At 72.5% G+C, this 12392-nt stretch carries 11 protein-coding genes and 1 tRNA gene; 5 read left to right on the plus strand and 7 right to left on the minus strand.

The window, feature by feature from the left end:
• Window positions 1-25 precede the first annotated feature (25 nt).
• The 4 genes from MET2598_RS0108535 to MET2598_RS40845 form a co-directional block, all read right to left on the minus strand.
• Window positions 26-1054, minus strand: coding sequence for a cyclase family protein (locus tag MET2598_RS0108535; RefSeq protein ID WP_018260533.1), 1029 nt, complete (start codon window positions 1052-1054; stop codon window positions 26-28).
• A complete protein-coding gene (locus tag MET2598_RS0108540; protein ID WP_012332834.1) occupies window positions 1051-2271 on the minus strand; it encodes an ABC transporter substrate-binding protein in 1221 nt (406 codons plus the stop codon). Before MET2598_RS0108540 ends, MET2598_RS0108535 begins: the two co-directional genes overlap by 4 nt.
• A 268-nt stretch (window positions 2272-2539) precedes the next feature.
• Window positions 2540-4585 (minus strand): transglycosylase domain-containing protein, encoded by a 2046-nt coding sequence (locus MET2598_RS0108545; RefSeq protein ID WP_157182105.1) that lies wholly within the window; start codon window positions 4583-4585, stop codon window positions 2540-2542.
• 24 nt (window positions 4586-4609) lie between these two features.
• Complete coding sequence (locus MET2598_RS40845) at window positions 4610-4843, minus strand: hypothetical protein (RefSeq protein WP_150108665.1); 234 nt, start codon at window positions 4841-4843, stop codon at window positions 4610-4612.
• Between MET2598_RS40845 and MET2598_RS0108550 the strand changes: the two genes are divergently transcribed.
• The gene (locus MET2598_RS0108550) at window positions 4827-6056 is read left to right on the plus strand and encodes a hypothetical protein (RefSeq protein WP_236728688.1); all 1230 of its coding nucleotides are present in this window, start codon (window positions 4827-4829) and stop codon (window positions 6054-6056) included. The two genes, MET2598_RS40845 and MET2598_RS0108550, sit on opposite strands and share 17 nt — an antisense overlap.
• A 471-nt stretch (window positions 6057-6527) precedes the next feature.
• A complete protein-coding gene (locus MET2598_RS0108555; RefSeq protein ID WP_012332831.1) occupies window positions 6528-8162 on the plus strand; it encodes an ABC1 kinase family protein in 1635 nt (544 codons plus the stop codon).
• A 134-nt stretch (window positions 8163-8296) separates the two neighbouring features.
• Here the strand turns inward: MET2598_RS0108555 and MET2598_RS0108560 are convergent, their stop codons facing one another.
• Window positions 8297-8491 (minus strand): hypothetical protein, encoded by a 195-nt coding sequence (locus tag MET2598_RS0108560; RefSeq protein ID WP_012332830.1) that lies wholly within the window; start codon window positions 8489-8491, stop codon window positions 8297-8299.
• A 494-nt stretch (window positions 8492-8985) separates the two neighbouring features.
• On the opposite strand from MET2598_RS0108560, the gene MET2598_RS0108570 reads away from it, so the two are divergent.
• The 3 genes from MET2598_RS0108570 (at window position 8986) to MET2598_RS0108580 (ending at window position 10214) form a co-directional block, all read left to right on the plus strand.
• A complete protein-coding gene (locus MET2598_RS0108570) occupies window positions 8986-9483 on the plus strand; it encodes a cupin domain-containing protein (RefSeq protein ID WP_012332829.1) in 498 nt (165 codons plus the stop codon).
• A 198-nt stretch (window positions 9484-9681) separates the two neighbouring features.
• Window positions 9682-9990, plus strand: a complete 309-nt coding sequence (locus MET2598_RS0108575) for a hypothetical protein (protein ID WP_018260537.1) — start codon at window positions 9682-9684, stop codon at window positions 9988-9990.
• A gap of 134 nt (window positions 9991-10124) precedes the next feature.
• Window positions 10125-10214: transfer RNA gene (locus MET2598_RS0108580), tRNA-Ser, on the plus strand.
• Between the two features lie 829 nt (window positions 10215-11043).
• Here MET2598_RS0108580 and MET2598_RS0108585 read toward each other — a convergent pair.
• Together MET2598_RS0108585 and fabI are read right to left on the minus strand one after the other, a co-directional pair.
• Window positions 11044-11502 carry a MaoC family dehydratase gene (locus tag MET2598_RS0108585; protein WP_018260538.1) on the minus strand — a complete coding sequence of 153 codons (459 nt, stop codon included), beginning with the start codon at window positions 11500-11502 and terminating at the stop codon, window positions 11044-11046.
• A gap of 55 nt (window positions 11503-11557) precedes the next feature.
• On the minus strand, window positions 11558-12340 hold the full coding sequence (gene fabI, locus MET2598_RS0108590) for an enoyl-ACP reductase FabI (RefSeq protein ID WP_018260539.1): 783 nt from the start codon (window positions 12338-12340) through the stop codon (window positions 11558-11560).
• Between the last annotated feature and the right edge of the window lie 52 nt (window positions 12341-12392).

Here is a 12392-nt window from a genome sequence, read left to right on the forward strand (position 1 = left end):
TCGGGCCGGGCCGACACTCCCGCTCTTACACGGTGGCGATCGGCGTGGTCGGCGAGCCGACGGCCCCGGGCAGCCGCAGGGGCGGCGCGGTGAGCAGGAAGCGCGAGCGCCCGTTGGCCCGCAGCCAGGTCGCCAGCGGGGTGAGGTGCCACAGCTCGCCGAGATTGACGCCGAGCCGGAACAGGCAGTGCTCGTGGAGGGGCAGCGTGGCGCAGCAGCCCCGCATCGGGCCGGCCGGATAGATCTCGACCGCGTAATTGTCGGCGATCAGCGCGCAGAGGCCCGACTCGGTGATCCAGGCAAGGAGGTCGGGATCGCGCCCGTCGAGCCCGGCCCCGAGCCGGTGCACCTCCGCCGGATCGGGCGCCCGGTTCATCCCCAGCAGCCGCTCGGCGAAGCCCGTGTGCAGGCAGACCATGTCGCCGGGCTCGACCGCGACGCGGTCCGCCTCCAGGATCCACCGCAGGGTGGCGTAGCCCACCGCCTGGCGGGCGTCGCCCAGATGGGCGCGCAGGTCGATCATCACGCCGCGGCCCTGCATGCCCCGCTCGGCGAGCCGCTCGATGCCGAGCGCCCGGGCGCGCGAGGGGGCCCCCGCCTCCTCGGCCCGGCTCGGCCCGGCGATGTCCCGGTCCGCCCGGAAGCCGTTGTAGTAGACGGGCTCCGGCACGCCGTCGCCGTCCGCGTCGAAGAGCGAGCCGACGTGGCAGAGGCCGTCCCACTGCGTCGAGTATTGCAGGTGCAGCACCGCGAGGTCGTCGCTGATCACGTCGGTGGCGTCGGGCACCTCCTCGCAGACCGGGAAGTTGAAGTTCGGGCGGCCGCTCGCCCGCACGGTCGGGGTGATCTTCGGCGGGTGGCGGCGCGGGTTCAGCACGTTGCCGCCCGGGTAGTCGAGGGGCAGGCTCAGGCAGAAGGTCAGGCCCTCGCGCACCTCGGCCACCCCCTGGCGCACCTTCTCGGGCGTCAGCAGGTTGAGGCGGCCGAGTTCGTCGTCGGGCCCGAACTCGCCCCAGGTCGAGCCCTCCGGGCGGCGGCGCCAGCGCGGGGTCACTTCTTCACCAGCGGGCAGCGGGAGGCCGAGAGCGGCTGGAAGGCCTGATCGCCCGGGATGGTCGCCACGCGCCGGTAGAGGTCCCACTCGCCGGTCGATTCCCCGGGCCGCTTCACCTCGAACAGGTACATGTCGTGCACCATGCGCCCGTCCTCGCGGATGCGCCCGCCATGGGCGTAGAAATCGTCCACCGGCGTCTCGCGCATCGCCCGCATCACCGCGTCGGTCTCGTCGGTGCCGGCCTTGGCGACGGCCTTCAGGTAGTGCGTCACCGTCGAGTAGACCCCCGCCTGGGACATGTTCGGCATCCGGCCGGTCCGGGCGAAGTAGCGCTTCGAGAAGGCGCGCGTGCCCTCGTCGAGGTCCCAGTAGAAGCCCTCGGTCAGCAGCATGCCCTGGGTCGGGGCGAGGCCGAGGCTGTGCACGTCGTTGATGTAGACGAGGAGCCCGGCGAGCTTCTGGCCGCCCTGGGTCAGGCCGAACTCGGCGGCCTGCTTGATGGCGTTGGTGGTGTCGCGGCCCGCATTGGCGAGCCCGACCACCTTGGCGCCGGAGGCCTGCGCCTGGAGCAGGAACGAGGAGAAATCCGGGGTGTTGAGGGGGGCCCGCACGCTCCCCGCCACGGTGCCGCCCTGGGCCCGGACGACCGCCCCCGCGTCCCGCTCCAGGTCGTGCCCGAAGGCGTAGTCGGCCGTGATGAAGAACCAGGAATCGCCCCCCGCCTTCACGGTGGCCTGGGCCGTCACGTTGGCGAGCGCGTAGGTGTCGTAGGCCCAGTGGATCGAGACGGGCGAGCAGGCCTCGTTGGTGAGCCGCACGGCCCCCGGCCCGCTGAAGGCGATGATCCTGTGCTTGGCCTTGGCGATGTCCGCCGCCGCGAGCGCCGTCGCGGAGGCGGCGACGTCGAGGATCGCGTCGACCTTCTCGGTGTCGAACCACGCCCGGGCGGTCGCGGCGGCGATGTCGGCCTTGTTCTGGTGGTCGGCCACCAGGACCTCGATCGGCGCGCCCAGCACCTTGCCGCCGAAATCCTCCACCGCCATGCGCGCCGCCGCGGCGCTGCCCGGCCCGGTGACGTCCGCGTAGACGCTCGACATGTCGAGCAGGAACCCGATCCGGACGACCCCGTCCGAGATGCCCGGCGGGGCGGCCTGCTGGGCGCAGGCCGCGCCGTGCCACGCGGCCACGCACGCGGCGGCTAGGAGCGTTTTCCTCACGCGGGTGATCCCTGTCCGGGCCTTCTGGCGAGCCCGGGCGCATGCTTCGGCCCCGCGCGCGACTTGTCAATGTTGCGGAACGGTGTTTCGCACGGGAAGGCGCGCCGGGCGCGTCCTCGCCCGGTTCATACGACATCCGACGGATTGCTTCGCCATGCGGATGTCGGCTTCGCTCAGGCGCCGCGCTCAGGCGCCGCGCTCAGGCGCCGCGCTCAGGCGCCGCGCGGGCTCGTGATCCGGGAGCCGCTTCGATCAGGCCGATCCCGGATCACTCCTGCCAGATGCCGGCCTTGCGCGCCCTGGCGTTCGCCTCCGCGGCGAGCAGCTCCGGCGTGGCCCCGGGGGCGGCCCGCCCCGCCCCGTTGAACAGCACGACCTCGGACAGGTCCTGCGATCCCGCCCGGCAGCGATAGACCTCCGCCTCGCCCGCCGGCTCGCACGAGACGTCGCGCTGGCGCAGGTACTGGCGGAACTCGCGGGCCGCGCGGCCGCCCTGGCCCTCGACCCCGAACAGCCGCACCGGCTGGCCCTCGACCTTGAGGCGGCCGGTATCGACCACCCGCGCGGTGCCGCGCAGCGGCGGGGGATGGCGCGGCTCCTCGGGGGGCTGCCAGGTGCGGCGGGCGGCGGCCCCCCGCGGCGGCGGCTCGCTCCGGTCCCGGAGCTTCGCGGCGAGGTCCTGGAAGATCTCGGACGGGCCCGCGCTCGCGGCGCCCTCGTCCTCCGACGCCACCCAGACGCCCAGGGTGACGTCGCCGGCCGGCCCGACCGCGAGGCCGTCCCGGGCGGCGGGTGCCGCCGCGACGCCCTCGGGCAAGCGGGCGAGGCCGGACAGCAGCGCGAAGGCCCGCGCCCGCACGGTCGCGGGGTCGAGCGTGGCCGCCTGGGGCCGGTCGTAGACCGGGCGCCCGTCGCGGGTCACCCGGCGCAGGCTCGCCTCCGCGGCGGCGCGCCCGGCCGGATCGGCCGCGAGCGGGCTGCCGCCGCTCACCGCGGCGAGGATCGCCCCGTCGGGGCCGAGGACCACCAGCCCGGCCCGGTCGCCCCGGTTCCTGGCCGCCGCGTCGAGGCGCTTGTTCACGGCCGCCTCGGCGGCGGATTGGAGCGACCGGTCGAGGGAGATGCGCAGCGAGGCGTTCCGCACCTCGTCGCCGAGGCGGTCGCGGGCCGCCAGCACGGCGAGGTCGACGACCCCGCTGCGGGTGACCGCCGTCGCGGTGGGCGACTTGATCGCCGCGAGCGCGCGGCCCGCCTCCTCCGCCTCCAGGCGCGTGATGGCGCCCGTCATCACCATGGCGTCGAGGACGCCCCGGGCCCTGGCACGGGAGGCCTCCACGTCGCGGTCCGGCCGGAGGTCGGCGGGGGGCAGGGTGAGCCCGGCCAGGAGGGCGGCCTCCGCGGTGGTGAGGTCGCGCGGGGCCTTGCCGAGCAGCCGCTCGCTCGCGGCGTCGAGCCCGATCAGGTCGGGGCCGAAGGCGGCACCGCTCAGGAAGCGCGCCACGATCTCGTCGGGGCTGGCCCGCGCCTGCAGCCAGAGCACCAGCATCGCTTCCTGCAGCTTGCGCACGAGGCCGCGCTCGCCGCCGAGGAGCTGGGTGCGCACGAGGCGCTGGGTGAGCCGCGCGCTGCCCTCGCGCGGGCCGGGGCTGATCGTGTCCCGGAAGGCGCCGCGGATCACCGCCGCGACGCCGGCGGCGTCGAGCCGGTGGGGATCCATGAACCACGGATCCTGGGCGGCGATGATCGCGCGCCGCATCGCCGGCGCGATGGCCGAGGCGGGCAGGGGCCTGCCCCGCAGGCTGCCCCGCGTGGCGAGCACTTCGCCGTCCTCGGCCCTGACGGTGACCGGCGCGCTGGCCGGGCCCGGCCCGTCGAGGCGCGGCAGGGTCGCGGCGCTCACGGCGAGGAGCGCGGCGCAGCCCACGAGGAGGAGCAGGCCGAGGGCGAGGGCGAGCCGGCTCCAGCGCAGGGCGGCGAGGCGCTCGGCCGCGGCTCCGGCGCCGGAGCGGGCGCGCCGCGCCAGGGGATGGGCGGCGAGGCGGGCGCCGGCGCGGCCCGCCGTGAGGCGCAGGGGCGCGACCCTGGCGGCGAGGGCCGGCTGCCAGCGCGCGGCGACCGCCTGTCCGACGCGGACGGCCTCTCCGGCGATCCGGGCGGACCATCCGGGAGGCGGCGCCTGCGGCGGGGGAGGGGCGGGAGCCGGGGAGGACCCGAGATCCAGCCAGTCACGCTCGGGCGCTGTCGAGGTCTCCGCCAGCATGTCGTCGATGCGTCCCTCGCGGCGGGTGGCCGGGCTCAGGGTGGCCGGGCTCACGGCCACGGTCCCCGAAAACGCCAATCACCCGGCAAGGTTCCCGCCGGCGCGCCCGCGCGCCGCACGGTTCGGCCCCCGGCGGAGCCCCGGCGCGGCGCTTCCGATCTGTCTTGTCCTGCCACTCACCAGAACAGGAATGACGATCACCTTGGCAATAGCGGCGAGGTATGCCGGCGGAATGGAACGATAGTCATGAGACGACGTTTTGAGGCAGATTTTTCTGCACTCTCGGAGGAGCATCATGACGAAATCGTCCATGGGCCGCGTGACCGTCGGCCTCGCCGCCCTGCTGATCAGCACCTCGGTCTTCGCCCAGACCGGCGCCGGGTCGCCGGGCGGGTCCGCGGGCGGGCAGGGCGCCGCGATGTCGGGCAGCGGCTCCGGCGGCCGGTCCTCCGGCGATGCCTCGTCCGGCGGGGCGACGCGCGCCGGCGGGCAGGGCGCCCGCAGCGAGAACGGCAGCGAGGGCAACATGGGCCAGGGCAACATGGGCCAGGCCGGCACGGGCCAAGGCAAGATGAGCCAAGGCAACACGGGCCAAGGCAACACGGGCCAGCGCGGCGCCCGGCAGGAGATGGGTGCCCGCGACGACAAGGGCGAGGGCCGCGGCCGGCACGAGGCCGGGATGGACGGGCGCGACCGCGACGGCCGCCAGGCCCGCGAGGAGATGCGGGGCGGCCGCGACAGCGTCCGGCACGAGCGCGGCGTGCATGCCGAGCGGACCCGCGAGGAGCACGGCAGCGTGCGCACCAGCAGCCGCGAGGAGCACGTCGGCGGGCGTCGCACGGTGACGGTGGCGGGCCAGCGCGTCGTCTACGGCTCGCCCGAGTACCGCCGCCTGGTGGTGATCGAGCAGCGCCAGAAGCGCGGCGTGCGCCATGCCGGGTCGGAATTCGTGGTGATCCAGGGCCGCCGCGTGCGGGTCGGCTCGCCCGAGTACCGCCGCCTCGTCGTCCGCGAGCATAGCGGGCCGCGCTACGTCGTGGTCCACGGCCGGCGGGTGGTCTACGGCTCGCCGGAATATCGCCGGCTCGTGGTCACCGAGCGGTCGAGCACGACCGGCAGCGTCGGGATCCGCGGCGAGCGGCACGACCGGGTCGACGTGCGCTCGAGCGAGCGGAGTTCGGTGCGCGGCGGGCGCGACGAGATCCGCACCGGCGAGCGCCGCGAGGAGCGCGGCACGAGCGAGCGCGGGCGCAGCGAGCAGCGCGCCGGTCAGGAGCGCGGGCAGGGCAGCAGCGACCGCATGAGCCAGGACCGCTCCGGTCAGGACCGGATGGGCCGCGGCGGCCAGGACCAGTCCCAGGGCCTGCGCGACCGCTCGGGCGGCCAGGGCCGCGGCGGCGCGCCCGAGACCACCGGCAGCACGATGCGCGGCGGCCAGGGCGGTGGCCAGGGCGGCGCGGCGGGCGCCTCGGGCGGCGCCGGGAAGGCGGGCGGCGCCGGCGCCTCGGGCGCGGGCCGCATGTGACGTCACTTCTCGCGTTACTTCGGCAACCGGACCGACGGTCACGTCCGTGACCGTTGGTCCGGGGCTTCGCGAGAGCGAGGGGCGGGAGGCCTTCCGCCCCTTCTCGGCCCCGCGGTCGGGTGACCGCGGGGCTTTTCTTTGCCGTCTCCGCCGCCGGCCCGCCGGCGGCCGTGGCGGATCCGCCACGTTGTGCCGGCCCGGCGCATGCGCTACCGCGAGCGTCGTCGTCGCGCCGGACGGAATGAATGTCGCCGTGGCCTGTCCCGTGCCGCTCCCGTACCCGCGGCCCTGCCGGGGAGCCCGGCCCGTCCGCCGCCCGCCAAAGTCCCGCCAAGTTGAGGGCCTACCCGAACGACCCGGGCATGACTCGATCCGGCGCCGGGCGGCGCGCCTGTTTCGTCAAGGAGCGCAGCGCGGCAGCCCCACACTGTGCTTCACCTCCCATGGCAGCCGGGCTGAGCTGATGCATCCATGCTGAAAACCGCTTTCGTTGCGGCGCGCGACCGGCAGCGCCTCCAGGAGATCGCCGGGATCCTGATCGGGTTCGGCGTGAACCAGGTCGTGGACCGCCTCGGCCTGCGGGCGATCCCGCGCCTCGCCTGGCGCAGCACGCCGGCGGTCGACCTCACGCGCCTGTCGCAGCCCGAGCGGATGCGCCGCGCCATCGAGGCGCTGGGCCCGACCTTCATCAAGCTCGGCCAAGTGCTGGCGAGCCGGGCCGACCTCCTCGCCCCGCAATGGACGGAGGAACTCGGCAAGCTCCACGACCGGGTGGCGCCGGTGCCCTGGGAGGTGATCCGCCCGCAACTCGAGGCCGACCTCGGCGCTCCCCCGAGCGAGATCTTCTCCGAGTTCGACACCAATCCGCTCGCCTCCGCCTCCATTGCCCAGGTCTACCGGGCGCGGCTGGAGAGCGGCGAGGAGGTGATCGTCAAGGTGCGCCGCCCCGGCGTGCAGAAGATCATCGAGGCCGACCTGCGGCTGCTCTCGCACGCCTCGCGCATCGTCGAGAGCGAGTGGCCGGAGATGACGCGCTACCGGCCGCACGAGCAGATGCGCCACATCGCGCAGGGCCTGCGCGAGGAACTCGACCTGCTGAACGAGGCCCGCAACTGCGAATTGCTCGCCGGGCTGTTCGCGGACCGGGACGACATTGTCTTCCCGAAAATCTACTGGGAATGGACCTCCGAGCGGGTGCTCGTGCAGGAGTTCATCCACGGCATTCCCCCGACCGACATCAAGCGGCTGGACGAGGAGGGCTACGACCGGGTGGTGCTGGCGCAGCGCGGCACCGACGCCTTCCTGCAGATGTCGCTGATCGAGGGCGTCTTCCACGCCGACCCGCATCCCGGCAACCTGCTCTGCCTGACCGGCAACCGCATCGCCTTCGTGGATTTCGGCATCATCGGGCGGCTGTCGCAGCGCCGCCGGGCCCAGCTCCTGATCCTGATCGGGGCGATGCTGAAGGAGGACGCGGACGGGCTGATGGCGGTGCTGCTCGACTGGACCGGCGGCAGCGCGCCCGACCTGACCCGCCTGGAGGCCGCCTCGCAGGCCTTCGTGATGCGCCACAACGGGGCGACCCTGAATCTCGGGGTGGTGCTCACGGATTTCATGACCATGGCGCGCGAGAACGACCTCGCCATGCCGACCGACCTGGCGATCCTGTTCAAGGGCCTCGTCACGGCCGACGGGGTGATGCGCCAGCTCGACCCGCAATTCGACCTCTTCGCGGCGGCCGGCCCGACCGTGAAGCGCACGATGCGCACGCGCTTCTCGCTCAAGGAGGTCAAGAGCAAGTTCGAGGGGCTCGCCGCCGGCCTCTACGGGGCCGCCTCCGAGCTGCCGACCCTCGTCCACCTGATGCTGGTGCGCCTGAAGCAGGGCCGCGTCACGGTGGAGATCGAGCTCAAGGGCATGGACAAGCTCACCCGGGGGATCGAGCGGGCGGCGGCCCGGGTGGCGGTGGGGCTGGTGGTGGCGGCCTTCGCCACGCAGCTCGCCCCGAAGCTCATGGAGCACGGCACCCCGGCCTTCGCGACGATCGGCATCCTGGTCCTGACGATCGGCATCGGCTGGATCCTGCTCCTCGCGCGCAACCGCTGATCCCGGCGGTCACGGACGTGACCGCCGGTTCCGTTCTCGACGCGTCGCCGAGCCCTCGGCTCGGTGTCGACGCGTCGAGACGGCCCGATGCGTCGGCATCCCGGGCGTCGGGACGAGGGGCCGCCCGCGCGCGGTCAGTGGCGCGAGGGCTTGCCCCGACGCGCCCTCAGCTCGCTCGCGGCGCGCGTGGCGTGGCGCGGGCTGCGGAAGATCCGGCCCTCGAGGCGGACGAAATCCGGATGGGCGGCGAAGAAGCGGAATCCCTCGGCCTCGGGCACGACGATGCCGGCGGAGGTCTCGCCGACCTCCACGATGCGGGCTGACGACATGGTGACACGACTCCTCTCGCCGGCGCGCGCCGGGGGGGCGCGCCGCTGCGGCGCGCGGTGACGGGGGGGTGACGCGGGCGAGGCTCAGCCGCGACAGCCGTCGAGGAGGGTGCGGGCCGGGCCCCGCACGGCGTGGCGGAGGCGGTCGCGTCGCATCGGGATCGGCCGCATCGCCGCAGGTCTCCGGGAAGGCCGGGGCGGCCCCGGCGCGCTGGCACGGCGGGGCGCCCCCTCCGTCCTCCGCGAAGATCCCAGGCGGGCTCCGCCCTGTCAACCGGAATGTTCTTTCTATAGAACAAATCGAGGGAGCAGAAGCCTTCGCGCCGAGACGGTTCCGCGAGAAGATCCCTCCTTCTGAGCGGTCGCGCACCGGTATTCGCCGGGACTTGGCGGCCTAGACGTTCGGTAAAACGAACGAGGGGCGGCGGCTTTGCGCTGGCGCCGCGGCGCGGCCTGGCGCAGGATGACGGGGCGACCGGAGAGGAGCCGACGACATGGCGGACGAGCCCCACGACCCCGATCACGGCGAGGCGTCGCCGCGCTGGAAGCACGACGGCGTCCGGGTGATCACCGGCGACCGGCTCGACCCGAACACCGCCCAGACGCCGGGGATGTTCCGGCAGGCCGCGATCAACCACGCGCGGGTCGGCGCGCAGAAGATCTGGGCCGGCACCGTGGCGATCCAGCCGGACGCCAAGACCGGGGTGCACCATCACGGCGCGCTGGAGAGCGTGATCTACGTCGTGCGCGGGCGCGCTCGCATGCGCTGGGGCGACCGCCTGGAATACACCGCCGAGGCGGGGCCGGGTGACTTCATCTACGTGCCGCCCTACGTCCCCCACCAGGAGATCAACGCCTCGCCGGACGAGCCGCTCGAATGCGTGCTGGTGCGCTCGGACAACGAGGCGGTGGTGGTCAATCTGCCCGACGTGGCGCCGGCGGAGCCGCCCGAGACGGTCTACTGGGTCGATCCGATCCATCGGCACCCGTGACCGACGCAGGGTCGCGGGCGGCGGGCCTGCGTCCTTTCTGCCGATCAACTTGCCTTCGTGGCGGTTCCGGCGCTCGCTCGGTGCCGGTTTAAGTGATTGTTAATCGTACGCTCACAGGCTTGCCGCATCCCCGCTCACAGGTGCGCCATGCCGCTGCCGAACGCCCGACCCCAGTCGACCGACGAGGCGGAATGTCCCGTGCCTCTGTCGGTTCTCGGCCAGATCTACCGGGGCGACAGCGAGACGGTGGACGCGATCGTGGCGGACATCCCGCCCCGCACCCGGGCCCGGCTGGCCGCGTACCTGTACGGGAAGAGCCACACCCACGAGATCGGGCTGCGCATCGCGGCGACCTGCGAGGAGGCGGACCTGATCCAGGCGGCGGGGCTCGCCGGCTCGGTGCTGCACGCGCAGTCGCGCAGCCGCAGCCTGCGCGCCGCCGAGCCGCGCCTCCCGGCGGCCCGGCGGGTGAGCCTCGCCGGTTCGGGGCGGGGCTCCGCGGGCTGACTCGCGTTTTCTCGCGGCATCGCGCGATCGGCGCTTGTGACCGGTCGCGATGCCGTGTTAAAGGCGCCCGCCTGCGACGCGAAAGCGACGCTGGCGCGACGCGAAACCCGGCCCGAGCGGCCAGGCGCGGCGCCGGAGAGGTGGCAGAGCGGTTGAATGCACCGCACTCGAAATGCGGCATGGGCGCAAGTCCATCGGGGGTTCGAATCCCTCCCTCTCCGCCACCTGCGCTTCGTAAGCGCTTGAATTTGTTTGCTTTTCTTGAGCCTTTTGCACTCTGGCCCTAACATGGGCCCCAACACAGCCTTTGGATCTGAGTGGGCTTCGGTGGACGCAACGCGGTGTCGTTGCGCTGGTCATGCGGGATCGTTCGCGTCCGACATATGGCTGGTGAACCCGGGACGAGTCGCTCCGCCCCCGCGAAGACTGCAAAGCTGAGATGGAAGCACCGAGCGATCCTGCCAGACTGCGCCTTGGTGATATTGTGATCGATGTGATCGCTCCTCGCAGCAGCGGCCTTGATCATCGGCGTGTCCGTGACTGACGGTGAGAGCGCGGTCGAGGATGAACCGAGCTACCTGCCTGGTAGTCCTGGCTTTGCTGCTTGTGCACCCGCGGTCGTGCACCCCTAAAAAGCGACCCATTCTTTTTACCAGGAAATAGGGGCGACCTTGCGGGACGGCTATATACTGGCGATGCACAAAAGGCTTATCTTCCCTAACGACGGCGCGAGGCCGGAGCGATCTGGAATTTTTTAAGCCTTGCTGAAGCGCCTGCCCCTGACCCCTTCAGGACGTTTGCGATGCATTGCGAGAGCGTCCGGTTACGGGCCTTTTCCGGATATTCGAATTCGCGACAGCGTGTCCTGACACGAATGCCTTGGCCCGCGCGTGGGGCAGCGCGCTCCGGTCCACTATGGCGCCCTCGATCGCCTGCCTCCACTTGTCGGTTCGCCGGTTCAATTGCTCGGCGAGACCCTCGAGGTCAGGGGCGGTCAGAATGCGAGGCTGGTGCTTCTGCCCGGCACGGCCGCATCGGCGATGGCGCTGCGACTCAACGGTAGTGCAGCGCGATGACCTCCGCAACGCAGGCCGGACGCTCGTGGTTCTCGATCTCGAACGTGATGCCGTAGGTGACCCGCAAGCCGTCCGGCGGGGCGTCTTCCGCCGCAGCGATGGTCGTGCGGCCGCGCAGCCGTGATCCGGCCGGCACGGGAGCCAAGTAGCGGATGCGGTTCGCCCCATAATTGAGGGTGTTCCTCAATCCTTCCAGGCTCATCACGTCACGGATGAATACCGGCGCGAAACTCAAGGTGAGCAGCCCGTGGGCAATCGTGGTTCCCGTCGGCAATTCACGCGCCGCCCGCTCGACGTCGACGTGGATCCACTGATTGTCGCCGGTCGCATGAGCGAAACTCTCGATCCGCTCCTGGGTCACCTCGATCCAGCCGCTCACCCCGACTTCCGTCCCGACGGCTGCTTTGATCTCTTCGAAATCCCGGAAGACCCGCATGTTGCCCTCCGTCAGGGACGTTGGAGATCGGCGATGAGTCCGGCCATGACGCCGCTCACGCCATGATGCTCAGGCCCCCGTCGACGTAGACCGTCATGCCGGTGAGGCGCGCGGCGAAGGGCGTCGTCAGGTAGGCGGCGGTGAGGCCGACATCATCGATGTCGACGAGTTCGCCGATGGGCGCGCGCGCCACCGCCTCGTTGAGCAGGAGGTCGAAATCCTTCAGGCCCGAGGCCGCCCGGGTCTTGAGGGGGCCGGGCGACACGGCATGGACGCGGATGTCGCGGTCGCCGAGTTCGTAGGCGAGGTAGCGCACCGCGCTCTCCAGCGCCGCCTTGACCGGCCCCATCAGGTTGTAGTTCGGCACGACCTTGCTGGCGCCGTGGTAGCTCATGGTGAGCAGCGTGCCGCCCTCCGTCATCAGCGGGGCGGCCAGGCGCGCCATGCGGATGAAGGAGTGGCAGGACACGTCCATAGCGATGCCGAAGCCCTCGCCAGAACTGTCGACGAGCCGGCCCTGCAGATCCTCCTTCGGCGCGAAGGCGATGGAGTGGAGTGCGATGTCGAGGCGGCCCCAGGTCTCGGCGATCTGGCGGAACACCGCCTCGAGATCGCCCTCCCGCTGCACGTCGCAGGGCACGAAGATCGGCGCGTTGAGTTCGCGCGCCAGCGGCTCGACGTAGGGCTTGGCCTTCTCGTTGAGGTAGGTGAGGGCGATCTCCGCCCCGAGCCGCCGGAACACCCGGGCGCAGCCATAGGCGATCGAGTGCGCGTTGGCGACGCCGAGCACGAGGGCACGCTTGCCGGCGAGGGCGTTGCCGTTAGGGATCTGCGTCATGACTCTCGTCTCCGGAACGGGCTCGGCCGGCTCGCGCCCCGGCCGGATGGCG

Source organism: Methylobacterium sp. WSM2598 (assembly GCF_000379105.1).
Classification (GTDB): domain Bacteria; phylum Pseudomonadota; class Alphaproteobacteria; order Rhizobiales; family Beijerinckiaceae; genus Methylobacterium.

Coding starts and splice junctions, on each gene's coding strand:
- MET2598_RS0108550 (WP_236728688.1), top strand. CDS start 4,827: ATGACGAAATCGTCCATGGGCCGCGTGACCGTCGGCCTCGCCGCCCTG.
- MET2598_RS40845 (WP_150108665.1), bottom strand. CDS start 4,843: ATGGACGATTTCGTCATGATGCTCCTCCGAGAGTGCAGAAAAATCTGC.
- MET2598_RS0108555 (WP_012332831.1), top strand. CDS start 6,528: ATGCTGAAAACCGCTTTCGTTGCGGCGCGCGACCGGCAGCGCCTCCAG.
- MET2598_RS0108560 (WP_012332830.1), bottom strand. CDS start 8,491: ATGTCGTCAGCCCGCATCGTGGAGGTCGGCGAGACCTCCGCCGGCATC.
- MET2598_RS0108570 (WP_012332829.1), top strand. CDS start 8,986: ATGGCGGACGAGCCCCACGACCCCGATCACGGCGAGGCGTCGCCGCGC.
- MET2598_RS0108585 (WP_018260538.1), bottom strand. CDS start 11,502: ATGCGGGTCTTCCGGGATTTCGAAGAGATCAAAGCAGCCGTCGGGACG.
- fabI (WP_018260539.1), bottom strand. CDS start 12,340: ATGACGCAGATCCCTAACGGCAACGCCCTCGCCGGCAAGCGTGCCCTC.